21 protein-coding genes are annotated in these 26,493 nt (G+C 63.0%); 10 read left to right on the top strand and 11 right to left on the bottom strand.

The window, feature by feature from the left end; translation table 11 throughout:
* Window positions 1-41 precede the first annotated feature (41 nt).
* Complete coding sequence (locus ACI48I_RS19295; protein ID WP_498575124.1) at window positions 42-1,103, top strand: S66 peptidase family protein; 1,062 nt, start codon at window positions 42-44, stop codon at window positions 1,101-1,103.
* Here ACI48I_RS19295 and ACI48I_RS19290 read toward each other — a convergent pair.
* The 7 genes from ACI48I_RS19290 to ACI48I_RS19260 form a co-directional block, all read right to left on the bottom strand.
* Window positions 1,096-1,647, bottom strand: a complete 552-nt coding sequence (locus ACI48I_RS19290; protein WP_498575123.1) for a GNAT family N-acetyltransferase — start codon at window positions 1,645-1,647, stop codon at window positions 1,096-1,098. The two genes, ACI48I_RS19295 and ACI48I_RS19290, sit on opposite strands and share 8 nt — an antisense overlap.
* A gap of 13 nt (window positions 1,648-1,660) precedes the next feature.
* Window positions 1,661-2,788, bottom strand: a complete 1,128-nt coding sequence (locus tag ACI48I_RS19285) for an acyl-CoA dehydrogenase family protein (RefSeq protein WP_498575122.1) — start codon at window positions 2,786-2,788, stop codon at window positions 1,661-1,663.
* A 30-nt stretch (window positions 2,789-2,818) separates the two neighbouring features.
* Window positions 2,819-3,487 (bottom strand): SDR family oxidoreductase, encoded by a 669-nt coding sequence (locus ACI48I_RS19280; RefSeq protein WP_498575121.1) that lies wholly within the window; start codon window positions 3,485-3,487, stop codon window positions 2,819-2,821.
* Between the two features lie 148 nt (window positions 3,488-3,635).
* Entirely contained in the window at window positions 3,636-4,835 is a 1,200-nt protein-coding gene (locus tag ACI48I_RS19275) for an acetyl-CoA C-acyltransferase (RefSeq protein ID WP_193687721.1), read from the bottom strand.
* Between the two features lie 35 nt (window positions 4,836-4,870).
* Window positions 4,871-6,655: a bifunctional isocitrate dehydrogenase kinase/phosphatase gene (gene aceK / locus ACI48I_RS19270; protein WP_498575120.1), complete on the bottom strand. Its 1,785-nt coding sequence runs from the start codon at window positions 6,653-6,655 to the stop codon at window positions 4,871-4,873.
* Window positions 6,656-6,735: 80 nt separating this feature from the next.
* Window positions 6,736-7,920, bottom strand: a complete 1,185-nt coding sequence (locus tag ACI48I_RS19265; RefSeq protein ID WP_193687719.1) for an isovaleryl-CoA dehydrogenase — start codon at window positions 7,918-7,920, stop codon at window positions 6,736-6,738.
* A gap of 112 nt (window positions 7,921-8,032) precedes the next feature.
* Window positions 8,033-8,467, bottom strand: a complete 435-nt coding sequence (locus ACI48I_RS19260) for a MerR family transcriptional regulator (protein WP_498575119.1) — start codon at window positions 8,465-8,467, stop codon at window positions 8,033-8,035.
* Window positions 8,468-8,617: 150 nt separating this feature from the next.
* Between ACI48I_RS19260 and ACI48I_RS19255 the strand changes: the two genes are divergently transcribed.
* The 3 genes from ACI48I_RS19255 (at window position 8,618) to ACI48I_RS19245 (ending at window position 10,675) form a co-directional block, all read left to right on the top strand.
* A complete protein-coding gene (locus tag ACI48I_RS19255) occupies window positions 8,618-9,673 on the top strand; it encodes an MBL fold metallo-hydrolase (protein WP_498575118.1) in 1,056 nt (351 codons plus the stop codon).
* 301 nt (window positions 9,674-9,974) lie between these two features.
* Window positions 9,975-10,388, top strand: coding sequence for a hypothetical protein (locus tag ACI48I_RS19250; protein WP_193687716.1), 414 nt, complete (start codon window positions 9,975-9,977; stop codon window positions 10,386-10,388).
* A gap of 116 nt (window positions 10,389-10,504) precedes the next feature.
* Window positions 10,505-10,675, top strand: a complete 171-nt coding sequence (locus tag ACI48I_RS19245; protein WP_193687715.1) for a hypothetical protein — start codon at window positions 10,505-10,507, stop codon at window positions 10,673-10,675.
* A gap of 8 nt (window positions 10,676-10,683) precedes the next feature.
* Here the strand turns inward: ACI48I_RS19245 and ACI48I_RS19240 are convergent, their stop codons facing one another.
* The gene (locus ACI48I_RS19240; protein ID WP_193687714.1) at window positions 10,684-11,280 is read right to left on the bottom strand and encodes a UbiX family flavin prenyltransferase; all 597 of its coding nucleotides are present in this window, start codon (window positions 11,278-11,280) and stop codon (window positions 10,684-10,686) included.
* On the bottom strand, window positions 11,280-11,591 hold the full coding sequence (gene grxD, locus ACI48I_RS19235; protein WP_193687713.1) for a Grx4 family monothiol glutaredoxin: 312 nt from the start codon (window positions 11,589-11,591) through the stop codon (window positions 11,280-11,282). The genes ACI48I_RS19240 and grxD overlap by 1 nt, the downstream gene beginning before the upstream one ends.
* 147 nt (window positions 11,592-11,738) lie before the next feature.
* Here grxD and ACI48I_RS19230 point away from each other — a divergent pair, with 147 nt between their 5' ends.
* Window positions 11,739-12,047: a hypothetical protein gene (locus tag ACI48I_RS19230; protein ID WP_193687712.1), complete on the top strand. Its 309-nt coding sequence runs from the start codon at window positions 11,739-11,741 to the stop codon at window positions 12,045-12,047.
* Window positions 12,048-12,291: 244 nt separating this feature from the next.
* Here ACI48I_RS19230 and ACI48I_RS19225 read toward each other — a convergent pair whose 3' ends face one another.
* Complete coding sequence (locus ACI48I_RS19225) at window positions 12,292-12,738, bottom strand: GNAT family N-acetyltransferase (protein ID WP_498575117.1); 447 nt, start codon at window positions 12,736-12,738, stop codon at window positions 12,292-12,294.
* 1 nt (window position 12,739) lies between these two features.
* Window positions 12,740-15,094: a Tex family protein gene (locus tag ACI48I_RS19220; protein WP_498575116.1), complete on the bottom strand. Its 2,355-nt coding sequence runs from the start codon at window positions 15,092-15,094 to the stop codon at window positions 12,740-12,742.
* 223 nt (window positions 15,095-15,317) lie between these two features.
* Here ACI48I_RS19220 and ACI48I_RS19215 point away from each other — a divergent pair, with 223 nt between their 5' ends.
* From ACI48I_RS19215 to ACI48I_RS19195, 5 genes are all read left to right on the top strand, one after another.
* Entirely contained in the window at window positions 15,318-18,434 is a 3,117-nt protein-coding gene (locus ACI48I_RS19215) for a DEAD/DEAH box helicase (RefSeq protein ID WP_498575115.1), read from the top strand.
* A 261-nt stretch (window positions 18,435-18,695) separates the two neighbouring features.
* Window positions 18,696-19,874, top strand: coding sequence for a PAS domain-containing sensor histidine kinase (locus ACI48I_RS19210; protein WP_498575114.1), 1,179 nt, complete (start codon window positions 18,696-18,698; stop codon window positions 19,872-19,874).
* Window positions 19,875-19,890: 16 nt separating this feature from the next.
* Complete coding sequence (locus ACI48I_RS19205; RefSeq protein ID WP_193687707.1) at window positions 19,891-20,571, top strand: response regulator transcription factor; 681 nt, start codon at window positions 19,891-19,893, stop codon at window positions 20,569-20,571.
* A gap of 195 nt (window positions 20,572-20,766) precedes the next feature.
* Complete coding sequence (locus ACI48I_RS19200; protein WP_193687706.1) at window positions 20,767-21,477, top strand: transposase; 711 nt, start codon at window positions 20,767-20,769, stop codon at window positions 21,475-21,477.
* Between the two features lie 271 nt (window positions 21,478-21,748).
* Window positions 21,749-26,470 carry a glutamate synthase-related protein gene (locus ACI48I_RS19195; RefSeq protein WP_193687705.1) on the top strand — a complete coding sequence of 1,574 codons (4,722 nt, stop codon included), beginning with the start codon at window positions 21,749-21,751 and terminating at the stop codon, window positions 26,468-26,470.
* Window positions 26,471-26,493 lie beyond the last annotated feature (23 nt).

Here is a 26,493-nt window from a genome sequence, read left to right as displayed (position 1 = left end):
GCACGCGCTCCCCGGGGCTGTTTTTTTGTAAGCCGAGCCGCATGCCCATCAGCCGCCGCGCCTTTTCTTCCCTGCTCGCCGCCAGTGCGCTGCTGCCGGCGGCCGCGCTGGCTGCGCCACGCAGGCGTCTCCCACCCCGTTCCCGCATGAAACCCCTGATCAAACCCCCGCGCCTGCAGCCCGGCGACACCGTCGGCCTGATCGCGCCGGGCGGCTACGCCACCGAGAAAACGATCGCCAAGGCGCGCCGCAACATCGAGGCCCTCGGCCTGAAAGTGCGAGAGGGCGCCTCCCTGCGCGAAGTGAACGGCAATTACGGCGGCACCGTGCCGCAACGGATCGCAGACCTGCACGCGATGTTCGGCGACCCGGAGATCAAGATGATCTGGCCGGTCCGAGGCGGCTCGGGCTGCATCTCCTTGCTGGCCCACCTGGATTTCAAACTGATCCGCGCCAACCCGAAGATTTTATTGGGCTACTCGGACATCACGGCGCTGCACCTGGCGATCCACAAGCACGCCGGATTGGTGACGTTTCATGGGCCAGTGGCCTCGTCGACGCTGACGGAGTATGCGATCGAGCACATGATGGCGGTGCTGGGCGACCCGCAGCCGACCTATACGATTCCGATGGCGCTGGAAAACAGCCGGCGCGCCCTGGAGCAGCCGCAGTTCGCGCTGCGCACCGTGCACGGCGGCGTGGCCACCGGCCCGCTCATGGGCGGCAATCTGAGCCTGGTGGCGGCGCTGGCCGGCACGCCGTATGCGGCCGATTTCCGCAACTGCATCCTGTTCCTGGAAGAAGTCAACGAAGCCCCCTACCGGATCGACCGCTGGATGACCCAGCTCGATTTATCGGTCGGCTTTTCAAAAGCCGCGGCGGTGATGGTCGGCGTCTGCGAAGACTGCGGCCCCGAGCACGAAGACATTTCGCTCACGCTCGACCAGACGCTCGACATCCACCTGCAGCCGCTGTCGATTCCGGCGGTGACGGGTTACTCGATCGGGCATATCCGCGACCAGTTCACGATCCCGGTGGGGATTCGCGCCACGCTCGATACCGAACGGCAGACGGTGACGCTGCTCGAGCCTGCGGTCAGCTGAGCTTCTGAACCCGACAGGTCATGTAGACATAGCCGTGCTGCTCGCCATCGATGCGAAACAGGTCCGGCAATTCGCCGGCAAACCTGAAGCCGCAGCGTTCATACAGGCGGCGCGCGGGCAGGTTACTGGACAGGACCTCGAGGTCGACCCAATCGAGGGCCGGCTGGCTGCCTGCCCAGTCGAGGGCGTGCGCCAGCAGGCGTTCGCCCAGCCCCTGGCGGCGCCAGTCGCGATGCACGCCCATGCCGAGCAGGCAGCGGTGGCTGGACGCCCGCTCCGGCCGCGCGCGCAGGTCGACGTGGCCGCAGATGCTGCCGTCTCGATCGAGCGCTATCCAGGCGCGGCGCCAGCCCGGCGCCCCGACCTCGGCCCCGAGACCGATGGCAAAGGCGGCACGCTTGTCGGCCGGGAAGCGCGAATCGGCGCGCGCCATCGGCTGGAACAGGGGCGTGCCGGCGCGGCCGTTGTCCTGCAGGTGGTCGTCGAGGTAGACGAACAGGGCCGGCAGGTCGGCGGCGCTCACGCTGTGGATCGTGGTCGGCACGCCATCTCCCATCTCAGAGTGCCCGTGCGATCAGGATCTTCTGGATGTCGCTGGTGCCCTCATAAATCTGGCACACGCGCACGTCCCGATAAATGCGCTCGATCGGGAAGTCGGCCACATAGCCGTAGCCGCCAAACACCTGCATCGCGTTCGAGACGACCCGCTCGGCCATCTCGGAGGCAAACAGTTTCGCCATCGCCGCTTCCTTCAGGCAGGGCAGGCCCGCATCCTTCATGGACGCCGCATGCAGGATCAGCTGGCGCGCGGCTTCGATCTGCATCGCCATCTCCGACAGGCGGAACTGCACGGACTGGTGTTCGAAAATCGGCTTGCCGAAGCTTTCTCTCTCTTTCGCATAGGCCAGCGCCGCCTCGAATGCGGCGCGCGCCATGCCGACCGATTGCGAGGCGATGCCGATCCGTCCGCCCTCCAGGCCGGACAGGGCGATCTTGTAGCCCATGCCTTCCTCGCCGATCAGGTGGGCGGCGGGGATGCGGCAATTCTCGAACACGATCTGCGCCGTATCCGACGAATGCTGGCCCATCTTCTGCTCCAGCCCGGCGACGATATAGCCGGGGGTGTTCACGGGCACCCAGAACGCGCTGATCCCCTTCTTGCCGGCCGCTTTATCCGTGACCGCCATGACGATGGCCACATCGCCATATTTACCGCTGGTGATGAACTGCTTGGTGCCGTTGATGACATACGCGTCGCCATCGCGGGTTGCCGTGGTGCGCAGGGCGGCGGCGTCGCTGCCGGTATGCGGCTCGGTCAGCGCAAAAGCGCCCAGCAGTTCGCCCTGGGCCAGCGGCACCAGCCACTGTTGTTTTTGTTCTTCGCTGGCGTACATCATCGCGATGCTGCAGACCGGGCAGTTGTTGACCGAAATGATGGTCGAGATGCCGCCGTCGCCGGCCGCGATTTCTTCCAGCACCAGCGCCAGCGACACGTAATCGAGGCCTGCGCCGCCGTACTGCTCCGGCACCGCCACGCCGAAGGCGCCGAGCTGGGCCAGCTCTTTCAGTTCCGCTTTCGGAAAATAGTGTTCCTTGTCCCAGCGGGCGGCCTGCGGGGCCAGGCGTTCCTGCGCAAAGCTGCGCAGGGCGTCGCGGATCATCTGGTGTTCTTCGGTCAGGATCATGGGGTCTCGTCTCGTTATTGTGTGTTTGGCTTACCAGGGAATCGGGGCGCCATTGTGGTTCAGGAAGCTGCCGTTGGCCTCCAGCCTCGCCTGCGCCAGGGTGGTGCGCAGGTCGCGCACGCTGTGTTCGGGGCTGATGGCGGCGCCGGCGCCGCCCATGTCGGTCTGCACCCAGCCGGGGTGGAAGGCGATGCAGGTCGCGCCTTGCGGGCCGAAGGTGATCGCCGTGTCGCGCAGCACCGAATTCAGGGCCGCCTTGCTGGCGCGGTAGAGCGAGCCGCTGGCGCTGTGGCGCCCGCCGATCGATCCCATCTGCGAGGACAGCACGCCGAGTTTTCCGCGCGTCGCGGCGACCAGGGGCGCAATGATCGGCAGCAGGCGCATCGCGGCCAGCACGTTGGTGTGCATCACGGCGTCGAAATCGGCTTGCGTCGGAAAGCCGTCCTGGCGCGGGCCGTACAGGCCGGCCACTAACCAGGCGGTGTCGATTTTTTCGTCGTCGAGTTTCCAGCCGAGGCCGGCGATGGCGTCAGCGTTGGTGACGTCGAGTTCGTGTGGTTCGGCGCCCAGTTGCGCCAAATTGGCCAGGTCTTGCGCTTTGCGGGCGGTGGCGATCACGCGCCAGCCTTCAAGACGGTATTGGCGAACCATTTCGTGGCCGATGCCGCGCGAGGCGCCGATGATCAAAGCAGTAGGCATGATTTTATTCCCGTCAGGTTAGTCCGCGGCCAGAATGCATGTTGCGATTTATTGCGGTTCGACCGCGTGCGCACGAGTGCCCACCCTAGGTTACGCGGCAGTGGTGCACCGTAGGGTGGGCTCTTGAGCCCACGCGGTACAACCTAAATTACACCATCTCGATTGCCATCGCGGTCGCTTCACCACCACCGATGCACAGCGCCGCCACGCCGCGCTTGCCGCCGGTCTTTTTCAAAGCGCCCAGCAGGGTCACGACAATGCGTGCGCCCGAGGCGCCGATCGGGTGGCCCAGCGCGCAGGCGCCACCGTGGATGTTGACCTTCTCGTGCGGGATGTCGAGGTCGCGCATGGCCGCCATCGGCACGGCGGCAAAGGCTTCGTTGATCTCGAAGAGGTCGACGTCGCCGGCCGTCCAGCCGGTCTTTTTGAACAGCTTGTGCATGGCGCCGATCGGGGCAGTCGTGAACAGGTTCGGTTCCTGGGCGTGGGTGGCGTGGCCGATCACGCGTGCGATCGGGGTCAGGCCGAGTTCCTTGGCTTTCGATTCGCGCATCATGACCAGCGCGGCGGCGCCGTCGTTGATCGACGAGGACGAGGCAGCGGTGACGGTGCCGTCCTTTTTGAAGGCAGGTTTCAGAGACGGGATCTTGTCGATCTTGGCCTTCATTGGACCCTCGTCCTTTTCGACCAGCAGTTCGCCGGTGCGGGCCGCCACGCTGACCGGGGCGATTTCCCAGTCAAACGAGCCGTCGTTGTTCGCCGCCTGCGCACGTTTCACCGAGGTGATCGCGAAATTGTCCTGGTCTTCGCGCGAGAACTGGTACATGGCCACGCACTCTTCCGCAAAGGTGCCCATCGAGCGGCCTTCTCCCGTCTTTTCGTTGCGCGAGTAGGCGTCTTCCAGGCCGTCGAGCATCATGTGGTCGAACATCGGCGCGTGGCCGATGCGGTAGCCGCCGCGGGCTTTCGGGATCAGGTAAGGAGCGTTGGTCATCGACTCCATGCCGCCGGCGACGACGACGTCGGCGCTGCCGGCCACCAGCTGGTCGTGCGCGAAGATCGCCGCCTGCATGGCCGAACCGCACATCTTCGACAAGGTCACGGCGCCGGTCGACAGCGGCAGGCCGGCCTTGATCAGCGCCTGGCGTGCCGGGGCCTGGCCCTGGCCGGCCATCAGGCAGTTACCGAAATAGACGTGTTCGACCGATTGCGGGTCGACGCCGGCGCGCTCGACCGCGGCCTTGATTGCCACCGCACCGAGGTCGCTCGCCGTTTTCGAGGAAAAATCGCCCTGGAAGGCGCCCATCGGGGTACGGGCGGCGCCGACGATAACGACTGGATCATTCATGTTGGTAAGTCTCCAAAAGATGGCGCTGGTTTCATTTACAACGCCGGGGTGGTGATCGGGTGGTGAAAACGGATCTGCTGCGGGTACGGAAAAATATCCTGCACTTCGCCCGCCAGGATGCGGTCCTTGTGGGACTGCCACCAGGCGCGCGTCAACAGGTCCGCGTGGTGCTGCATGAAATAGTGACGGATCTTCGGATTCCCAAGAAGAAAACGTCCGAATTGTTCGGGAAACACGTCGTGCTTGCCGATCGGGTACCAGGGCTCGGACGCCATTTCCTCTTCTTCGTTGCGCGCTTCGGGAATATCGCGGAACACGCAATCGGTCAAATATTCGATTTCATCGTAATCGTAGAACACGACGCGGCCCTGGCGCGTGAGGCCGAAATTTTTGTACAGCATATCGCCGGGAAAAATGTTCGCGGCGACCAAATCTCGGATCGCATTGCCGTATTCGACAATGCCGTGCTCGATGCGTTCTTCATCGTTTGCCTGCCCCGCTTCGGCGAGGTAGATATTCAAGGGCACCATGCGGCGCTCGATATACAAATGCTTGATGATGATGCGCTCGCCCTCGATCTCGACCAGGGAAGGCGCGTGCTGCCGGAGTTCGGCCAGCAGCTCTTCGCTGAAACGGTGCAGGGGAAAGGCGACGTCCGAATATTCGAGGGTATCGGCCATGCGTCCAACGCGGTCGTGGTGTTTCACGAGCAGGTATTTTTCCTTGACCTGGGCGCGCGTCGTCTCTTTCGGCGGCGGATAGAAATCCTTGATCACCTTGAATACATAGGGAAACGAGGGCAGCTCGAACACCAGCATCACCAGGCCGCGGATGCCGGGTGCGCTCTGGAAGCGGTCCGAGCTGTGCTTCAAATGCTGCAGGTAATCGCGATAAAACAGGGTCTTGCCCTGTTTTTGCAGGCCGAGCAGGGTATAGATTTCGCTCTTCGGTTTACGCGGCAGCAGGCTGCGCAGGAATTGCACATAGGCCGACGGTACTTCCATGTCGACCAGAAAATAGGCACGCGTAAAAGAGAACAGGACGGCGATGTGCAGCGGGTCGGTCAGCACCGTATCGAGCACCAGTTCTCCGCGCCGGTTGTGCAGGACGGGAATCACGAAGGGGTATTCGCGCGCGCCATTGATCGCGCGGCCGACGATGTACGCGCCCTTGTTCCGGAAGAACAGGCTCGATAGCACCTGGAATTGCTGGTTGGGTTCAAGCTGGTCGAGACCGAAGGCCTCGCGCATGCGCGCTTCGACCAGCTGCACGTCGCGATCCAGCGCGGCGAACGGACAGGCCAGCTGGAAATTGGTGACGATGCGCTTCAATGCAAAGCGCAGGCCGTCGGCGGCCGGGTAGTAGACGCGGTAGGTCGGCTGCAGCTCTTCGGTCTCGATGTATTCGGTCGAGATCACCGGACGCACGAACAGGAAATCGTTGTGGTAATAGGTACGGTGCAGGATCTTGACGCTGACCGAATTGAAAAAGGTCTCGGCCAGTTCGGGCTGCTTATGGCCGGACAGCAAGCCGATATAGTGCAGCTTGATTTCGCGCCAGACGCCGTCGACCAGGTCCTCGGGGGCGTAATCGTTTTCCAGGGTGGCGACGGCTTCCCCGACGCGTTTGTCGTAATAATCGATGCGCTCGCGCGCGGCGCGCTGGGCGACCGCCCAGTCGGCGGTTTCGAAATGGCGTTTTGCTGCCTGGCTGGCCTCGCGGAACAGGCGGTAGTGCTTGTCGAAGCCGTCGAGGATGGTGCGCGCGATGTCAAATGCGATCTGGGAAGACAGCAGTTTAGGGAACGCAACTTGTGTCATCGTTCGTCTCGCGCCTGGGCTGATGAAGCGGCTATTTTATTGCAATGCAACGGGTAGGCACGCCGTGCCTACCCTGCGATTTACATCGTCTCGCCAAACAGCTCGCGGCCGATCAGCATGCGCCGGATTTCGCTGGTGCCGGCGCCGATTTCGTAGAGTTTCGCGTCGCGCCAGAGGCGGCCGACCGGATACTCGTTGATATAGCCGTTGCCGCCCAGGGCCTGGATTGCCTCGCCGGCCATCCAGGTGGCCTTTTCGGCGCTATATAAAATCGCGCCTGCAGCATCCTTGCGCAGGGCGCGTACGGCCGCGGCGTTGGTCGCGCGGTCGCAGGCCTGGCCGACGGCATACACATAGGCGCGGCACGCCATCATGGTCGAATACATGTCGGCGATTTTCCCCTGCATCAGCTGGAATTCGCCGATCGCCTGGCCGAACTGCTTGCGTTCGTGGATGTAGGGCACGACCGAATCCATGCAGGCCGCCATGATGCCCAGCGGGCCGCCGGAGAGCACGGTGCGCTCGAAGTCCAGGCCCGACATCAGGACATTCACACCCTTGCCGACGCCGCCGAGTACGTTCTCGACCGGCACTTCGCAATCCTGGAACACCAGCTCTCCCGTGTGCGAGCCGCGCATGCCGAGTTTATCCAGCTTTTGCGCGATCGAAAAACCTTTAAACCCTTTTTCGATGAGGAAGGCGGTCATGCCGCGCGGGCCAGCCTCGAGATCGGTCTTGGCGTAGACGACCAGGGTGTCGGCGTCAGGACCGTTGGTGATCCACATTTTGGTGCCGTTGAGGACGTAACGATCGCCCTTCAGGTCGGCACGCAGCTTCATGCTGACGACGTCGGAACCGGCGTTCGGCTCGGACATGGCGAGCGCGCCGATGTGTTCGCCCGAGATCAGCTTCGGCAGGTATTTCTGTTTTTGTTCTTCGGTGCCATTTCTCTTGATCTGGTTGACGCACAGGTTCGAGTGGGCGCCGTAGGACAGGCCGACCGAGGCCGAGGCACGCGAGATTTCTTCCATCGCGACGATGTGGGCCAGGTAGCCCATGTTGGCGCCGCCGTATTCCTCGCTGACGGTGATGCCGAGCAGGCCGAGTTCGCCCATCTTGCGCCACAGGTCCATCGGGAACTGGTCGGTACGGTCGATTTCGGCGGCACGCGGGGCGATTTCGCTCGCCGCGAACTGTTGGACTGCTTCGCGCAGTGCGGCGATGTCTTCGCCATGGTCAAAGGTCAAGCCTGGAAGATGCAGCATGTCGTCCTCTCGGTGAACGGGTTGGCGGTTGGGCACCGTGAATCATACTCGCGTGTGACGTTAACGTAAACGTCAAGTAGCGGGTAAAGGAAGCCTGATTGTTTCCCTGATATCAGGCGGCCTTGCTGGCGCCGCCCGGTGCGTCGATCTCGTCGCCGGCGGCCGTGCCATTGGCCAGCAGCCGGCGGCATTCCTCCTCGTGCGCGGAAATTTCCTCGAGCGCCATCTCGATGTCGGCGCGCTGCTGCTCGAGCGTTTCGCGCTGGTGCGCCAGGACGCCGAGGAAGCGGTCGATCTGCGCCGTCGTGTCCTTCGGCGACTCGTACATGTCGACGATGCTTTTGATCTCCGACAGGGTCAGGCCGAGGCGCTTGCCGCGCAGGGTCAGTTTCAGGCGGGTCCGGTCGCGCGGGGTATAGACGCGGTTGCGCCCGCCCACGCCTTCGCGGCTGGGGCTTAATAAACCCTGGTCTTCATAGAAGCGGATCGCGCGGGCCGTGATGTCGAATTCGCGCGCCAGTTCGGCGATGGTGTAGGTCGTGGGCATTTCGGTTGAGTACTGAATACGGCTGAAAGAAGGCGGCTGAAAGTGGCAAATCCTGGAATCGCTTAGAATCTCCTGACGTTTTCCGTTTACGTCAACGTCAACCACATTGTAGCGCGCACTACCCGTCCCGAATACGAAAGATTGTCGACCATGAATCCGCTCGAATCCGAACTGTCCTATCCCTTCGCCGACGAACTGCCGAATGCAGGCAGCGTGCGCGAGGTGGCGCCCGGCCTGGGTTGGCTGCGCATGCCGCTGCCGTTCGCGCTCGACCACATCAATTTGTGGCTGCTGCGCGACGAGCGCGAAGGCAAGCAGGGCTACACCGTGATCGATTGCGGCGTGGCGACCGACGCCACCCGCGCCCACTGGGAACAAGTGTTTGCGGGCGCCATGGAAAATGAACCCGTGCTGCGCGTGCTCGCCACCCACTGCCACCCGGACCACGTCGGCCTGTCCGGCTGGCTGTGCGACCGTTTTCATGATGCGCCATTCTGGCTGACTGCCGGCGAATTCGGCTTCGCGCGCATGATGGCCGCTGCCTTGCCGGGCGTGGACGGGCCGTCGGCCATCCCCCATTTCGAGCGCCACGGTTTGACCGACCCCGCCATGCTCGAGCAGATGCGCAGCCGCCGCAGTTACTATCCCTCGCTCGTGCCGGCCGTGCCCGCCGCCTATACCCGCATCCAGGATGGCCAGCGCATCGCGATCGGCAATGCGCACTGGCGCGTGATCACCGGTTTCGGCCACTCGCCCGAACACGCGGCGCTGTATTCGGACGAACTGAATGTCCTCATTTCCGGCGACATGGTCTTGCCGCGCATTTCGACCAACGTGTCCGTGTTCGCCGTCGAACCCGAGGGCAACCCGCTCCAGCAATACCTCGATTCGCTCGATAAATTCGCGGACCTGCCGGCGGACGTGCTGGTGCTGCCTTCGCACGGCAAACCCTTCCGCGGCCTGCACACGCGCATCGCCCAGCTGCGCGCACACCACGTGGCGCGCCTGGCCGAGGTGCTCGAAGCGTGCACGACGCCGCGCAGTGCGATGGACATCGTACCGATCATGTTCCGGCGCCAGCTCGACGCCCACCAGCTCAGTTTTGCCCTCGGCGAAGCGCTCGCGCACCTGCATAAACTTTGGAATGATGGTATGTTAAAACGGGTAACTGGAGACGACGGCATCATCCGCTTCCAGCTGACCTGACAGCTGACGTAACAGGTATTCATATGCCAGATCCGCCCGGGGTTCCCCGCCCCCGCGGATCCGGTGCAACGGCCAGGCCGGCCGAGCGCGCGTGTCCCGCACGCGACAACTGTTTGTTTCTGTACGAACACAGATACGATACATTCATGCCAAATGGAAATTTTGTGGCATGATGCGCCAACTCGGCGAAAATTCTCATCAATTTTCACATCTTTGTTAAGTCATCGGCCCGAATGGTGTCATTGATGGTCTTTACAGCCCATTAACTGACTTTTATGGTCGAGCATGAAATAGTGCCATCATGAATTCCACGAACGAACGGGAGAGCTTTAGTGAGCGTCTCCAGCAGGCTTTAAAAAACGCCCATTACTCGCCGGACAGCCCGACACGCTTGGCGCGCGAATTTAACATTCGCTTCGAAGGCCGTCCGATCACGGTCCACGCCGCGCGCAAGTGGCTGGTGGGCGAAGCCATTCCGACCCAGGAAAAGCTGCGCATGATTGCCCAGTGGCTGGGCGTGCCGGCCGACTGGCTGCGCTTCGGCGGCGCCGATGCCCCGGGGGCGCAAGCCGAAGGCGGCGCCAGCGCGCGTTTCGAATCGGCCGACGTCAAGCTGATTGCCGACCTGCAGCGGCTCGACGAACACCACCGCCAGCTGGCGCGCGAGTTCATTCGCATGCTGGTGCGCCTGAACCACCAGCCCCCTGCCAAGTAAGCGGAGGCCTTCTTCGCGACAGCGTTTCCGCTTACAAATTTTCTTCCGAGTCGGGTAGACCAAATTGCGTCGAACTAGCGCATAATCGACTTCTCACAGCCGAGGATCGTGCGCCAATGAAAAGCAATTACATGAACACCGCCCAGCTGAAAGAGCTCATGACCGCGCCGCCGATGACGGCCGCGCGCCATGCCGAGGTGATGCGCAAGCGCATCGCCCAGCGCAGGATGCTGGAGGAAGCAAGGGAAATGAAGAAGGCCGGTGACAGCGACCACCTGAAGCGCTGAACAGCCCCTCAGGTCTCCGGCGTGCCGCGCATGCCGGGCCAACGCGGCGCGGCCTCGTTGTCGATGCCCAGCAAATCCAGCACGCGATCGAGCGTGTGGTCGACCATCTCGTCGATGCTCGCCGGCCGATGATAAAAGCTCGGTACAGGCGGAAATACGATCCCGCCCATTTCCGTTACCGCCGTCATATTCCGCAGGTGCGCCAGGTTGAACGGCGTTTCGCGCACCATCAGCACCAGGCGTCGCCTTTCTTTCAACACGACGTCGGCCGCGCGTGCCACCAGGTTGTCCGCCAGGCCGTGTGCGACGGCCGCCAGCGTCTTCATCGAACAGGGCGCGATCACCATGCCGTCGGTCTGGAACGAGCCGCTGGCAATCGAGGCACCGATTTCCCGATTCTTATGGACGACGTGGGCGAGCGCTTCCACGTCACGCCGCTGCATGCCGACTTCCTGGTGCAGGGTGAGGGAGGCGGCGTCGGAGACGACCAGGTGGGTCTCGACGCCGGGGACCGCGTTTAAACGCTGCAGCAGGCGCACGCCATACACCGCGCCGGTCGCGCCGGTGATGGCGACGACAATACGACGCGGCCGGGTACTCGTCATTACTTCTTGAACATCGCCTGCAGTTCGCCCGATTCGTACATCTCGTTCATGATGTCGGAGCCGCCGATGAACTCGCCGTTCACGTAGAGCTGCGGAACGGTCGGCCAGTTCGAGAAGTCCTTGATGCCCTGGCGCACTTCCGGATCTTCCAGCACATTGACGGTGGCGATGTTATCGACGCCGCAGGCCTTCAGGATCTGGATGGCGCGGCCGGAGAAGCCGCATTGCGGGAATTGTGCGGTGCCCTTCATGAACAGCACGACCGGGGTGTTGGTCACGGTGTCTTTGATCCAGGTTTGTACGTCGCTCATGTGATCTGCCTTCGGTGAGAATGATATGGATGGCGCCATTCTATAAGAAATCGACGCGCGCGGTGCGGCGCCGAGGCCGACTTCCCTTGCCTGCGATTGCGGTATCATCGCCAGCTTACTCTTCTACCAACCTTCAGGATTCGTTTCATGCAACAACGCCCCAGCGCCGCCCCTTCGGCAGGTTTTAATCTTGTCATCGCCGCCGTGCTCGGCTTCATGGGCATCTTCGACCTGGTCGTCGGCGCCCGGGGCGACGGCGCCGGCGTGTTCATTACCGGCCTGGCGATGACGCTCTACGCGGCCGTGCTGCTGCGCGACGCGCTCCATATCAAAAAGACCGGCCAGCCGGCGCTGAGCCGCGGACGCATGAACAAGATCGGCCTGGCTTGCCTGGCGCTGTATGTGGCGGGGGTGTTGATCAAACGCGTGCCCGAGCTGGCCCAGTTCTTTGGATAAGCCGGGTAAAATTTTGGCGGCCGCGTAACGTAGGGTGGGCTCTCGAGCCCACGCGTATCACCAGTCGATCCGTGTTGGCTCTTGCGGGACGCCCATCCCCCATGATTCATGCATGGCGCGTCGGCGCAGACGCGTTGCGGCATGCATCGGCACCGAACGCGTGGGCTCGAGAGCCCGGTGAACCCGCCATCGTGACCATTGGCCACGATGGCCCCTACGTTACGCTACTGTCAGCCTCTGACGTTCAACATAGGCATTTGCCTAAACAAACCGACTGCTCGCGTCCCACGTACCTTCCGTAATTGTCGACCGGCGCATATCCATTGCGTGCATAAAACGCCAGCGCCGTCAGATTGACCCGCCGCGTCGACAGCCACAGTTCACGGTATCCGAACCCTGCCGCCTGTTCTTCCAGTGCCATCAGCAAATATCGCCCGGCGCCGCTTCCTGGCCGCGCATACATCCGCTTGAGCTCCGCCACGCCGGGTACCAGCGGCCGCAGCGCACCGCAGCCGACCGCCTTCCCATCGCCATCGCGCGCCATGAGAAACACCGAGCCCGGCCCGCGCACATCAAGCGGATCGAAGGACCCCGAGCCGCTGTCGCCGCATATTGCCGCCAGCGCCGCATCGAGTTCGGCGATCAGCGCGCGCGCGTCCGCACTGTCCGGGTCCGCCGGCGCGCACACCATCTTATTTGCGCAGCTTGGCAAACGCCGCTGCCATCGCCCCGCCCGCATCCTGCGCCGCCGGACGTTCCTGGCGCTGATGCTGGGCCACGCGCTTGCGGTCGTCGCGGTCACCCCGCTGCTGCGGCTGTGAACCCGGCTGCGGCGCCGTATCCGACAGCCGCATCGTCAGTGCGATGCGCTTCCTCTTCGGATCGACTTCCAGCACTTTGACTTTCACCACCTGGCCCGCCTTCACCACCGTGTGCGGATCTTTGACGAAGGTATTCGACAGCGCCGAGATATGCACCAGCCCATCCTGGTGCACGCCGATATCGACAAAGGCGCCAAACGCCGCGACGTTGGTGACCACGCCCTCGAGGATCATGTCCGGACGCAGGTCGCTGATCTCCTCGACGCCTTCTTTAAACGTGGCGGTCGTGAACTCGGGCCGCGGATCGCGCCCCGGCTTTTCCAGCTCTTTTAAAATATCGGTCACGGTCGGCACGCCGAATTTGTCGTCCGCATACTTCGCCGGATTGAGCGATTTGAGCAGCCCACTGTCGCCGACCACCGCCTTCATGTCGCGTTTCACGTCGGCCAGGATTTTCTGTACCACCGGATAGGATTCCGGGTGCACCGCCGACGCATCCAGCGGGTTTTCTCCGCCCATCACGCGCAGGAAGCCCGCCGCCTGTTCGAAGGTTTTATCGCCCAGGCGCGGCACGGCCTTCAAAGCCGCGCGCGATGAAAACGCGCCTTTCATGTCGCGGTAGCTGACGATGCTCTGCGCCACGCTCGAGGACAGGCCGGACACGCGCGCCAGCAGCGGCGCCGAAGCCGTGTTGACGTCGACGCCGACCGCGTTCACGCAATCCTCGACCACGGCGTCGAGCGAGCGCGCGAGCTGGGTCTGCGAGACGTCGTGCTGGTACTGGCCGACGCCGATCGATTTCGGATCGATTTTGACGAGTTCCGCCAACGGGTCCTGCAGGCGGCGCGCGATCGACACCGCGCCGCGGATCGACACGTCCAGGTCGGGCAGCTCGCGCGAAGCGAATTCCGAGGCCGAATACACGGAAGCACCCGCTTCCGACACGACGATCTTGGTCAGTTTCAGCTCCGGCCGGGCTTTGATGAGATCCTGCGCCAGTTTGTCGGTCTCGCGCGAGGCGGTGCCGTTGCCGATCGAGATCAGCGACACATTGTGTTTCAAAGCCAGCTGGCCCAGCACGTGCAATGAACCGTCCCAGTCGTTCCTGGGCTGGTGCGGGTAGATGGTGGCGGTGTCGACGACTTTGCCGGTGGCGTCCACGACCGCCACTTTCACGCCCGTGCGCAGGCCCGGATCGAGGCCCATGGTGGCGCGCTGGCCGGCCGGTGCCGCCAGCAGCAAGGATTTTAAATTGCGCGCAAACACGTTGATGGCATCGAGCTCCGCCTTTTCGCGCAGCGCGCCCATGAGTTCCGTCTCGATGTACATGAAACTTTTCACGCGCCAGGTCCAGCGCGCCGTGTCGAGCAGCCATTTGTCGGCCGGGCGGCCTTGCGCCTTGATGCCGAAACGGGCGGCGATGCGGCTTTCGCAGGGATTGTGCGGCGCGTCCCACTTCGGTTTTTCGGCTTCCGTATCCAGGCGCAGCACGACGTCGAGAATACCCTCGCGGCGGCCGCGCATCAGGGCCAGCGCGCGGTGCGAAGGGACGGTCGCCAGCGGCTCCGAGTAATCGAAATAGTCGGCGAACTTTTCGCCTTCGTCCTCTTTACCGGCCACCACTTTCGATTCGACGACGCCATGTTCCTGCACGTATTCGCGCAGCGATTGCAGCAGCGTTGCGTCTTCGGCGAAGCGTTCCATCAGGATCTGGCGCGCGCCGTCCAGGGCCGCTTTCGTATCCGCCACGCCCGGGTTATTCACGCCGTCGGCATTCGTAAACGCTTCGCGCAAGTATTTGGCGGCTTCCTCTTCCGGATTGCGGGCCGGGTCATTCAATAAATCATCGGCCAAGGGGGCCAGGCCCGCTTCGACGGCGATCTGCGCTTTCGTCCGGCGTTTCTGCTTATAGGGTAAATACAAATCCTCGAGGCGGGTTTTATCCTCGGCCAGGGCGATCTGTTGCAGCAGTTCCGGCGTCATTTTATTTTGCTCGGTGATCGAGGCGATGATCGCGCTTCTCCGGTCTTCCAGCTCGCGCAGGTAGCGCAGGCGCTCTTCCAGCAGGCGCAACTGGATGTCGTCGAGACCGCCCGTCGCTTCCTTGCGGTAGCGGGCGATGAAGGGGACGGTGGCGCCCTCGTCCAGCAGGGCAATGGCGGCGGCGACTTGCGCCGGCTTGGCGGCCAGTTCAATGGCGAGGCGTTGTTCGATGGAAGGCAGCATGGAAATCCGTAATGGAAGCGCGTGAGTCAGGCGGGCAGTGTTACGCAAACGGGGACGAAGCGCCAGTCTTGACAGTCCCTGCCGAACATGCGAAACGTCGATGTGGTACGGCGTTTCGTTTTGTAAAGATTTCTCAGGTGCGTGCGATTCCGAACAAAACTGAAGTGCCCGTATGAGAGATAATGGTGGTTGTTGTCTTTTTTTTATACAGGTCAAGGACCCAATGCACACAGTTGATTTCCCACGCGAACACGCGAACGGTGCCCCGGCACCGCGCGCGACGCCGGCCCGCGCGCCCGCACTGCCCGCACCGGTGACGACCTGGCTGCAACGGGTCGAGGCGGCGGCGCACCCGCAACCGAAGCTGAGCGCCGAAGTCGCCGATCCGAAGGCCGTTCAATATAAATTCGTGTATGTGATGGCGCCCACCAGTGGCGGCCGCCACGTCGCCGTCTGCCTGTGCAAGGCGCGCCTGCGCCCGAACGGTGAAGTCGCCGCCGCCAGCCCGGTGAACGAAGTGTTTTCGCTGCTGTCGGCGCCGCCCGCCTACCTGGAGGGCGAGGACGAAGACCTGGTGCGCTTCTTCATCGCCATGCGCAGCGGCGCCTCGCAAAGCACCAGCGCGACCGAGCCCAAGGGCAAAGTCGGCGCCATCCTGCTCGACCTCCTGCTGCGTCAGGGCAAACTGTTGTGGGCCAATTCCTGGTCGGACATGACGAACGGCTTGCTGTATCCGCTGCAGGCCGGCCCCACGCGCCAGGCGAACCTGGCATGGCGCGACGAGGGCCGTGCCGCCAAGCTCGGCTGGTCGGTGGAACCGGCGAACGGGGCGAATCACCCGGGCGCCGACCTGATCGACTACATGCTGCCGACCGATCCGCCGTGGTACATCGACAACCTGTCTTGCGGCCCCCTGTCCCTGAACCGCGGCGGGGTCGATATCTCGCTGGCCGAACTGCAGGCGCTGGTGGCGCAAGCGCCGGTCCTGACCGGCAACGACAAGAAACGCGTGTCGCAACTGCTGCTGGCACATGGCCTGCAGGAACTGATGCCGCTGCCGCAGCCGCTGACCCAACGATTGCGCAATGACGTCAAGCCGCAACCCTTCCTGTTGCTCGATTCGGTGTCGCTGGCCGACAGCGGTGCGCCGCGCTGGCATGATTTCGCTGTGCTGTCCTTCGATTACGACGGCCAGCGCGTCTCCTTCGACCCTTCACAGCGCGTGGTGCGCCAGATCGGCGACGTCACCGAAATCATCGACCGCGATGCCGCCGCCGAAGCTGCAGCGCTCGACAAGCTGACCGAACTGGGTTTCCGCAAACCGGCGACCACGCCGCTCTCGAGCCTGGCCGGCGCGGTGCAGCTGGAGAGCCAGGCGCACTGGCTGCGTTTTGCCGAAAACGATCTCGATGCGCTGTCGGATGCCGGCTGGCACCTGCAAAAATCGAACAAGTACCGCTATGACGTGGTGCCGGTGGAAGACTGGTATGCCGAGATCGACGAGCCGGAAGAAGCCGGTAAAGCCTGGTTCGAGCTGGAACTGGGCATCGTCGTCAACCGCAAGCGCGTGCCGCTGCTGCCGGTGCTGGTGCAGCTGATCCGCAACGCCCCGCTTGACTTCGACCCGGCCGTGCTCGCCGCCCATGGTGAAACCGACCAGATGCTGGCGACCCTGCCGGAAGGTCTCCGGGTCGCCCTGCCATGGGCGCGCGTCAAACCGATTCTGGCGACGCTGGGTGAGCTGTATTTTAATGACAAGATCAAGAACCGCGTGCGCCTGTCGACGCTGGACGCGAGCCGCCTGGAGGAACTCGCGCGCGGCGTCGAGATGCGCTGGTTCGGCGGCGAGCAGTTGCGCGAGACCGGCCGCAAGCTGAGCCAGTTCGGTTCCGTCAAAAAGGTGGCGCCGCCTGCCGGGCTGCAGGCCACCCTGCGCGACTACCAGCTCGACGGTCTGTCGTGGATGCAATTCCTGCGCGAATACGACCTGGCCGGCATCCTGGCCGACGACATGGGCCTCGGTAAAACCGTGCAGACCCTGGCGCACATCCTGACCGAAAAAGAGGCAGGTCGCCTGACCAGCCCGGCGCTGGTGATCGCCCCGACCAGCCTGATGACGAACTGGCAGGAAGAAGCCGCGCGCTTCGCCCCGAGTCTGAAAGTGCTGCTACTGCAGGGCAAGGAACGGGTGGACATGTTCGACCAGATCGAACAGGCCGACATCGTGCTCACCACCTACGCCTTGCTGCCGCGCGACGAGGAAAAGCTGCGCGAGCACCATTACCACCTGGTGATCCTGGACGAATCGCACTACATCAAGAATACGCGCTCGAAAGCGGCGCAGACGGCCGGCTCGCTGGACGCGAACCACCGCCTGTGCCTGACCGGCACGCCGCTGGAAAACCACCTGGGCGAACTCTGGTCGCAGTTCCACTTCCTGCTGCCCGGCCTGCTGGGCGAGGAAAAAGCTTTTAATACGCAATTTCGCCACCCGATCGAACGCCAGGACGATCCGGTGCGGCGCATGTTACTCAATCGCCGCATCCGTCCCTTCCTGCTGCGCCGCACGAAAGATAACGTCGCCAAGGAATTGCCGGAGAAGACGGAGATGGTGCGCCGGGTCGAGCTGACCGGCCCCCAGCGCGACCTCTACGAAACCGTGCGCCTGGCGATGGACAAGAAGGTGCGCGAGGAAATCGACCGCAAGGGCGTGGCCCGCAGCCAGATCGTGATCCTGGAAGCATTATTGAAACTGCGCCAGGTCTGCTGCGATCCGCGCCTGGTAAAAGCGATGCCGTCGAAAAAGAACACGGCAGCCATCTCCGCCAAGCTGACCGATTTGATGCAGATGGTCGACGATTTATTGGAAGAGGGCCGCAAGATCCTGGTCTTCTCGCAGTTCACCAGCATGCTGGCGCTGATCGAGGAAGAACTGGCGGCGCGCGGCATCCGCTACGCCCTCCTCACCGGAGAAACGCGCGACCGCTCGGCGCAAGTCGCCGCCTTCCAGCAGGGCGCAGTGCCGATTTTCCTGATCAGTTTGAAAGCGGGTGGCGTCGGCCTGAACCTGACCGCGGCCGATACCGTCATTCACTACGACCCGTGGTGGAACCCGGCGGCGGAAAATCAGGCCACCGATCGCGCCTGGCGCATCGGCCAGGACAAGCCGGTGTTCGTGTATAAATTGATCGCGAAGGGCACGCTGGAAGAAAAGATCCAGCTGCTGCAGCAGAAAAAGTCGGAACTGGCACAGTCGATCCTGGCCGAAGGCGAGTCGCAGAAGATGGCGCTGACCCAGGAAGATCTGCAGGCGATCTTCGCCCCGCTCGACGAGCAATAAAACAAGCCCGGCAGGACCGGTCATGCCCGCTTCGGCGGGCATTTTTTTTGCCTTTTCCGACATTTTCATGCGTGCTGAATAGAATTCGGCAAGAATGACGGTACATTCAAACATATTGAACAAATTGACCAGTCGGGCAACTTTAATCAATCGTCAGCGCTGCAACACCCCCGCCTGTACAGGAAGGCGTTCTCGGCTATATACTCTTTGGCGGCGCCCGCCTGGAGCGCCTGATCTCCCTTATTTTTTGGAAGGTGTTTGATGAACCGCAGCGCCAGCACCGACTGTTCCGGCCATGCCGGCTTGGCGCTGGCCGAGCAGTTCCGCGTGATCGCCGAGATCGGCGGCGACATTGCCTTCAGCATCGATTGCGCCAGCGGCGAGCTGCGCTATGTCAGTCCATCGATCGAACAACTGATCGGCTATACCCCGGATGAGGTGACTGCCGGCTTCCAGGGCGGCGGGCCGCTGGCGGCGCTGTGCGCCGGGCTGCCGGAACGCGTGAAACGCCTGCGCGCGGGCGACCGTAGCCGCCTGCGCCTGGTGCGCGAAACCGAACTGCAGGGCGCGCATGGCTATCCGGTACCGGTCGAAATCATTTCTTCCCTGCTGTGCGGTGAAGACGGGCAGCCGGCGGCGCTGGTCGGCCTGGTGCGCGACCTGTCGCCGCGACGCCTGCGCGAAGCCGAACAAAAACGCTTCGCCAGCATGCTGAACCACGAATTCCGCACCCCCTTGTCGACCATCGACGGCGCCATCCAGCGCCTCGAGGCCACCTGCACCCTGGCCGATGAGCCGACGCGCGCACGCTACCGCAAGATCGCGCTGGCCACCGACCGCCTGATCGGCATGCTCGACGATTACCTCTCTCCCGAGCGCATGGCCGGCATCGGCAGCGAACGCCAGCCGACCACGGTGGCCCCGCGCACCCTGCTGGAAGAGGGTGCCGCTCAGCTGCGCGCGGCCGGGCGCGTGGCCAGCATCCAGGCGCACGAACTGCCCGAAACTTTGCGTTGCGATCCGGAAGGCCTGCGCCTGGCGCTGAAGGTCCTGATCGATAATGCGATCGCGTATTCGCCGCCAACGTCTCCGGTCGTACTGGTCGGGCGCCTGGCGGCAAGCGGCATCGAACTGGCCGTGCGCGACCACGGTCCCGGCGTGCCGCAAGACGAACAAGCACACCTGTTCGACAAGTTCTATCGTGGCCGCAACGCCGCGGGCATGCCGGGCAGCGGCCTGGGCCTGTACATGGCGCGCTCGATTGTCGAAGTGCATGGCGGGGTGCTGAGCCTGGTCAACCCGAGCGACGGTGGCGCCGAGTTCCGTATCTGGCTGCCGGTGGCCGGCGCCGCGAAGCTGCTTGCGCGCCAGGGCGCCAGCACCGATAATCCGGCGCCGTTCGCGGCAATGGCCCTGCCACCATCTGGCAATACACAATGAAAAACGCGGTAAAACAATGACGCAGATACTGATTGTGGAAGATAACGGCGATTACGCCGGGGACATGGCCGATTTCCTGCGCGAACTCGAGCATGACGTCACCATTGCCACCTCGGCCGGCGAGATGTGGGCCGCGCTGACGCGCACCCCTGCCGCCGTGGTCGTGCTCGACCTGGGCCTGCCAGACGAAGACGGTTTTACGGTCATCCCGCGCATGCGCCAGCTGTACCCGGAAATCGGCCTGCTGGTGCTGACCGGACGCGTGGCCTTCGACAACCGCATCCTCGGCCTGCAGCTCGGCGCCGACCATTACCTGACGAAACCGATCAAGTTCCCGGAACTGGCGGCCCACATCGAAGCGCTGGGCCGCCGCGTGCGCCCTGCCGAACCGGCCCCGGCGCCCGTGAAATGGACCTTGCGCGTGAGTGCGCGCCAGCTCGAGCTGATGGGCAAGGTGATCGATCTGACTGAGAAGGAATTCAATTTCCTGCACCTGCTGACGATCAACACCCGCCCGGTCCCCCGCGCCACCATCGTGGCCGGCATGGGGGGAGACGATCCGGATGCCAGCCGCCGCGTCGACATGCTGGTGTATCGCCTGCGCAAGAAGACGAGGACGGTGCTGGGGCAGGAGCTGCCGCTGCGCAGCGCGTATGGCGAAGGGTATAGCCTGTCGGCAGGGTTCACCTTGGCGTAGGGGGCATCGAGGCCAGTGGCCTCGATGCCGGGTTCACCGGGCATGCCCGGTAATTCCGCCACCGCGGCCATTGGCCACGATGACCCCTACAAATCGGGACAAAGTCAATGCGCGAATCCGCGGCAGTTAAATAAATGGGGGACATGGTCAGGGTGCCGCGCTAAAATACGGCCATCTGTTCCCTGACTGTGCACCATGGCCCGCCAACCCCGCCTCATCCTCCCCAAGCAAGCCCACCACATCCTCCAGCGCGGCAACGACCGCCAGCGCATCTTCCGCGAGCCCGAGGATTACGAGCGTTTCCTCGGCTGGCTGGCCGAAGCCGCCCGCTTCTACAAAGTCGCGATCCACGCCTACGCCTTGTTGCCGACCCACTTGCACCTGCTGGCCACGCCCGAAACGGAAGAAGGCCTGGCGGCGATGATGCAAAAGCTCGGCCGCCTGTATGTTCCCTGGTATAACAGCAAATACGCACGCGCCGGCGGGCTGTTCGAAGGGCGGTTTCGTACCGCCGTGGTCGAATCCGACCGCCACATCCTGATGTGCAGCCGCTTCATCGAACTGGCGCCACTGCGCGAGGGAGAGGCAGGCGAGCCGGCCGCTTATCCGTGGTCGAGCTATCGCCACCATGCCGGCGTGCATGCGGACCCCGTCGTCACCGATCACGCCCTGTTCTGGGGCTTGGGCAACACGCCCTTCCAGCGCGAAGCGGCGTATATCGAGCTGGTTGAGCAGGGCATCGGTGCGGACGAGCTGGCACAGGTCGCGAACGCCGTCCAGAAGGGCCAGCCCCTCGGCTCGCACGCATTTAAACTTGAACTCGAACGTCAGACCCAGCGCCGCATCCTGCCGGCTAAGCGCGGCCGCCCATTCAAAACACCTTCCTCGACGGCGAGCCAGCCTTGACGCCCGCGCGTTCGGTTTTGCAGCCGGAACGCGCAATCATCTACTGCACACGTTTTAAGCAAAGCAATTTGTTGCCTTCTTGATGGGCGGCCGTCGAATAAAAAATGGCTGAACGCGCTGATTTTTACGACATTGTACCTGTCCCTATTTATGTCATGTAGATCAAATAGCTGAATTAATTCGACTCTGACCCCCATTGTTCTCCTTGCCGTCTTTGTTGCATTGCACTATTCTCGGCCTTCAACCCCTGAAAAAGCTGTGGAGAGTCCCAATGATTGCCCAAGGTTTATACGATCCTGCCAATGAACACGATGCCTGCGGTGTCGGTTTCATCGCCCATATCAAGGGCAACAAAAGCCATTCCATCATCGATCAGGGGCTGTTGATCCTGAAAAACCTGGATCACCGGGGCGCCGTCGGCGCCGACCCGCTGATGGGCGATGGTGCCGGCATCCTGATCCAGATCCCCGACCAGTATTTCCGCGACGAGATGGCGAAACAAGGCGTCGAGCTGCCGCCGCCCGGCGAATATGGCGTCGGCATGGTCTTCCTGCCGAAGGAACACGCCTCGCGCATCGCCTGCGAGCAGGAAATCGAGCGCGCCGTGCGCATCGAAGGGCAAGTCGTCCTCGGCTGGCGCAATGTACCGGTCGACGAAGCGATGCCGATGTCGCCCACCGTGCGCGCCAAGGAACCGGTCATCCGCCAGATCTTCATCGGCCGCGGACCGGACATCATGGTCACCGACGCGCTCGAGCGTAAGCTGTACGTCATCCGCAAATCCTCGGGCCACGCCATCCAGGCTTTGAAACTCCTGCACGGCAAGGAATTCTTCGTGCCCTCGATGTCGGCACGCACCATCGTCTACAAGGGCCTGCTGCTGGCCGACCAGGTCGGCGTCTACTACAAGGACCTGCAGGATCCGCGTTGCGTTTCGGCCCTGGCCCTGGTGCACCAGCGTTTCTCGACGAATACCTTCCCGGAGTGGCCACTGGCCCACCCGTACCGCCTGATCGCCCATAACGGGGAAATCAATACCGTCAAAGGCAACTTTAACTGGACCCGTGCCCGCGAAGGCATGATGAAGTCGGCCGTACTGGGCGAGGACCTGAATAAACTGTTCCCCCTGATTTATGAAGGCCAGTCGGACACCGCCTGCTTCGACAACGCGCTCGAACTGCTCGTGATGGCGGGTTACCCGATCGCCCAGGCGATGATGATGATGATTCCCGAAGCCTGGGAAAACCACACGTCGATGGACGAGAACCGCAAGGCCTTCTACGAATACCACGCCGCGATGATGGAGCCGTGGGACGGCCCCGCCGCCATGGCGTTCACGGACGGCCGCCACATCGGCGGCACCCTGGACCGCAACGGCCTGCGTCCGGCGCGCTATGTCGTGACCGAAGACGACCTGGTCGTGATGGCGTCCGAGTCGGGCGTGCTGCCGATCCCGGAATCGCGCATCGTCAAGAAGTGGAGACTGCAGCCAGGCAAGATGTTCCTGATCGACCTGGAAGCGGGCCGCATCATCGACGACAAGGAACTGAAGGACACCTATTCCAACGCCAAGCCATATAAGGCGTGGATCAAGTCGGTGCGCATCAAGCTCAACGAAATCAAATTGTCCGAATCGCAGCTGGCACAAAACCGGATGAAAGACACCCCGGCCCAGGGCGAAAAAGCGGCGATTTCCCTGCTCGACCGCCAGCAAGCCTTCGGCTATACCCAGGAAGACCTGAAATTCCTGATGGCGCCGATGGCGGTCCTCTCCGAAGAGGCGACCGGTTCGATGGGCAACGACTCGCCGCTGGCGGTGATGTCGAACAAACTGAAACCTTTATATAACTACTTCAAGCAGCTGTTCGCCCAGGTGACGAACCCGCCGATCGACCCGATCCGCGAAGCGATGGTGATGTCGCTGGTCTCGTTCATCGGTCCGAAACCGAACCTGCTGGACACGAACAACGTCAATCCGCCGATGCGTCTGGAAGTGTCGCAGCCGGTGCTTGGTTTCGACGACATGGCGCGCCTGCGCAACATCAGCCTGCACACCGGCGGCAAGTTCAAATCGTATGAACTGAACATCTGCTACCCGGTCAGCTGGGGCAAGGAGGGCATCGAAGCCTCGCTGGCCTCGCTCTGCGCGGAAGCAGTGGACGCCGTGAAATCCGGCCACAACATCCTGGTCATTTCGGACCGTGCCGTCTCGAGCGAGACCGTGGCGATTCCTGCGCTGCTGGCAACGTCGACCATCCACCAGCACCTGGTGGTGCGCGGCCTGCGCGCCTCGACCGGCCTCGTTGTGGAGACCGGTTCGGCCCGCGAAACCCACCACTTCGCGCTGCTGGCTGGTTATGGCGCGGAAGCCGTCCACCCGTATCTCGCGCTGGAAACGCTGGCCGATCTGGCCCAGCATCTGCCGCACGAGATGGCGCCGGACGTCGCCTGCTACAACTACACCAAGGCGATCGGCAAGGGTTTGATGAAGGTGATGTCGAAGATGGGCATCTCGACCTATATGTCGTATTGCGGCGCCCAGATCTTCGAGGCCGTCGGCTTGAACAAATCGCTCGTGGATAAATATTTCCGCGGCACCTCGTCGACCGTGGAAGGGATCGGCCTGTTCGAAGTGGCGGAAGAGGCGCTGCGCCTGCACAGTCTCGCCTTCGGCGCCGACCCGCTGCTGGCGAATGCCCTCGACACGGGCGGCGAATACGCCTTCCGCGTACGTGGCGAAGACCATATGTGGACGCCGGATGCGATCGCGAAGCTGCAGCACTCGACCCGTGCCAACAATTTCAATACTTATAAAGAGTACGCCCAGCTGATCAACGAGCAGGGCCGCCGTCACCTGACGCTGCGCGGGCTGTTCGAGTTCAAGATCGATCCAAGTAAAGCGATTCCGCTGGGAGAGGTCGAGCCGGCGAAAGAGATCGTCAAGCGTTTCGCCACTGGCGCGATGTCGCTCGGTTCGATCTCCACGGAAGCGCACGCGACGCTCGCCATTGCCATGAACCGCATCGGCGGCAAGTCGAACACGGGTGAGGGTGGCGAAGATCCGCGCCGTTACCTGAACGAGTTCAAGGGCATCAAGATCAGCAAGGGCGAGACCCTCGCTTCCGTGATCGGTGCCGACCGCGTGGCCGTCGACATTCCGCTGGAAGAAGGCGATTCGCTGCGTTCGAAGATCAAGCAGGTGGCCTCGGGCCGCTTTGGCGTCACCGCCGAGTACCTCAGTTCGGCCGACCAGATCCAGATCAAGATGGCGCAGGGCGCGAAACCGGGAGAGGGCGGTCAGCTGCCGGGCCACAAGGTCTCCGAGTACATCGCCTCCCTGCGCTTCTCGGTGCCGGGTGTCGGCCTGATCTCTCCGCCGCCGCACCACGACATCTATTCGATCGAAGACCTGGCGCAACTGATCCACGACCTGAAAAACGCGAATCCGAACGCCTCGATCTCGGTGAAACTGGTGTCGGAAGTCGGTATCGGTACCGTCGCTGCGGGCGTGTCGAAAGCGAAAGCGGACCACGTGGTCGTCGCCGGCCATGACGGCGGCACGGGTGCTTCTCCGCTGTCGTCCGTGAAACATGCCGGCACGCCATGGGAGCTGGGCCTGGCCGAGACCCAGCAGACGCTGGTGCTGAACGGTCTGCGCAGCCGCATCCGCGTCCAGGCCGACGGCCAGATGAAGACCGGCCGCGACGTCGTGATCGCCGCCATGCTCGGCGCCGACGAAATCGGTTTCGCCACCGCCCCGCTGGTGGTCGAAGGCTGCATCATGATGCGCAAGTGCCACCTGAACACCTGTCCTGTCGGCGTCGCCACCCAGGATCCGGTGCTGCGGGCCAAGTTCCAGGGCAAGCCGGAGCACGTTGTTAACTATTTCTTCTTCGTCGCCGAAGAAGCGCGTCAGCTGATGGCCCAGCTCGGCATCCGCACCTACGACGAACTGATCGGCCGCTCGGACCTGCTCGATAAATCGAAGGCGATCACGCACTGGAAGGCGCAGGGCCTGGACTTCTCGAACATCTTCTATCAGCCGAAGACCGACTCGCCGCACAACCTGTTCCATACCGGTGAGCAGGACCACGGCCTGGACAAGGCGCTGGATCATAAACTGATCGCGCAGGCGAAAGCGGCACTCGAGAAGGGCGAGCGCGTCTCGTTCATTTCTCCGGTGCGTAACGTGAACCGTACGGTCGGCACCATGCTGTCGGGCGAAGTGGCCAAGCGTTATGGCCACGCCGGCCTGCCGGACGACACCATCCACATCCAGCTGCAGGGCACGGCCGGCCAGTCGGCGGCCGCCTTCCTGGCAGCCGGCATCACGCTCGACCTGGTGGGCGAAGGCAACGACTACGTCGGCAAAGGGCTATCCGGCGGCCGCGTGATCGTGCGCCCGAATACGGAATTCCGCGGCTGGGCGGTGGACAACATCATCGTCGGCAACACCGTGCTGTACGGCGCGATTTCGGGCGAAGCCTTCTTCAACGGCGTGGCCGGCGAACGTTTTGCCGTCCGTAATTCGGGCGCCACGACGGTGGTGGAAGGCTGCGGCGACCACGGCTGCGAATACATGACCGGCGGTACGGTCGTGGTGCTGGGCGAGACCGGACGCAATTTCGCGGCCGGCATGTCGGGCGGCGTGGCCTATGTCTACGATCCGAAGGACGAGTTCGCTTCACGCTGCAACACGACCATGGTCAACCTGGAGCGCGTCGTCTCGACGAAAGAGCAGGGCGATGTTTCGGGCTGGCACAGCCAGAGCCGCGGTACCGACCGCGAATCGGACGAAGTCATCCTGCGCCGCCTGATCGAACGCCACTTTAAATATACCGGCAGCACCCGCGCCCGCAACCTGCTCGACGACTGGGCCAACAGCCGTGGCAAATTTGTAAAAGTCTTCCCGACCGACTACAAGCGCGCGCTGGAAGAAATGCACAACAGCAGCATGGAAGAAGCGAACGACAAGATCGAACTCGCGGCATGACGAGAACGTGATCGTAGGGTGGG

The sequence above is a fragment of the Massilia sp. LXY-5 genome (assembly GCF_059801075.1).
The sequence above is the reverse complement of the archived record's forward strand: the minus strand, read 5'-3'. Positions and strand labels throughout refer to the sequence as shown.

Bases quoted from the DNA above. Each gene is read 5' to 3' on its own strand.
- ACI48I_RS19295 (WP_498575124.1), top strand. From the start codon at position 42: ATGCCCATCAGCCGCCGCGCCTTTTCTTCCCTGCTCGCCGCCAGTGCG.
- ACI48I_RS19285 (WP_498575122.1), bottom strand. From the start codon at position 2,788: ATGATCCTGACCGAAGAACACCAGATGATCCGCGACGCCCTGCGCAGC.
- ACI48I_RS19280 (WP_498575121.1), bottom strand. From the start codon at position 3,487: ATGCCTACTGCTTTGATCATCGGCGCCTCGCGCGGCATCGGCCACGAA.
- ACI48I_RS19275 (WP_193687721.1), bottom strand. From the start codon at position 4,835: ATGAATGATCCAGTCGTTATCGTCGGCGCCGCCCGTACCCCGATGGGC.
- aceK (WP_498575120.1), bottom strand. From the start codon at position 6,655: ATGACACAAGTTGCGTTCCCTAAACTGCTGTCTTCCCAGATCGCATTT.
- ACI48I_RS19265 (WP_193687719.1), bottom strand. From the start codon at position 7,920: ATGCTGCATCTTCCAGGCTTGACCTTTGACCATGGCGAAGACATCGCC.
- ACI48I_RS19260 (WP_498575119.1), bottom strand. From the start codon at position 8,467: ATGCCCACGACCTACACCATCGCCGAACTGGCGCGCGAATTCGACATC.
- ACI48I_RS19255 (WP_498575118.1), top strand. From the start codon at position 8,618: ATGAATCCGCTCGAATCCGAACTGTCCTATCCCTTCGCCGACGAACTG.
- ACI48I_RS19250 (WP_193687716.1), top strand. From the start codon at position 9,975: ATGAATTCCACGAACGAACGGGAGAGCTTTAGTGAGCGTCTCCAGCAG.
- ACI48I_RS19245 (WP_193687715.1), top strand. From the start codon at position 10,505: ATGAAAAGCAATTACATGAACACCGCCCAGCTGAAAGAGCTCATGACC.
- ACI48I_RS19240 (WP_193687714.1), bottom strand. From the start codon at position 11,280: ATGACGAGTACCCGGCCGCGTCGTATTGTCGTCGCCATCACCGGCGCG.
- grxD (WP_193687713.1), bottom strand. From the start codon at position 11,591: ATGAGCGACGTACAAACCTGGATCAAAGACACCGTGACCAACACCCCG.
- ACI48I_RS19230 (WP_193687712.1), top strand. From the start codon at position 11,739: ATGCAACAACGCCCCAGCGCCGCCCCTTCGGCAGGTTTTAATCTTGTC.
- ACI48I_RS19225 (WP_498575117.1), bottom strand. From the start codon at position 12,738: ATGGTGTGCGCGCCGGCGGACCCGGACAGTGCGGACGCGCGCGCGCTG.
- ACI48I_RS19220 (WP_498575116.1), bottom strand. From the start codon at position 15,094: ATGCTGCCTTCCATCGAACAACGCCTCGCCATTGAACTGGCCGCCAAG.
- ACI48I_RS19215 (WP_498575115.1), top strand. From the start codon at position 15,318: ATGCACACAGTTGATTTCCCACGCGAACACGCGAACGGTGCCCCGGCA.
- ACI48I_RS19210 (WP_498575114.1), top strand. From the start codon at position 18,696: ATGAACCGCAGCGCCAGCACCGACTGTTCCGGCCATGCCGGCTTGGCG.
- ACI48I_RS19205 (WP_193687707.1), top strand. From the start codon at position 19,891: ATGACGCAGATACTGATTGTGGAAGATAACGGCGATTACGCCGGGGAC.
- ACI48I_RS19200 (WP_193687706.1), top strand. From the start codon at position 20,767: ATGGCCCGCCAACCCCGCCTCATCCTCCCCAAGCAAGCCCACCACATC.
- ACI48I_RS19195 (WP_193687705.1), top strand. From the start codon at position 21,749: ATGATTGCCCAAGGTTTATACGATCCTGCCAATGAACACGATGCCTGC.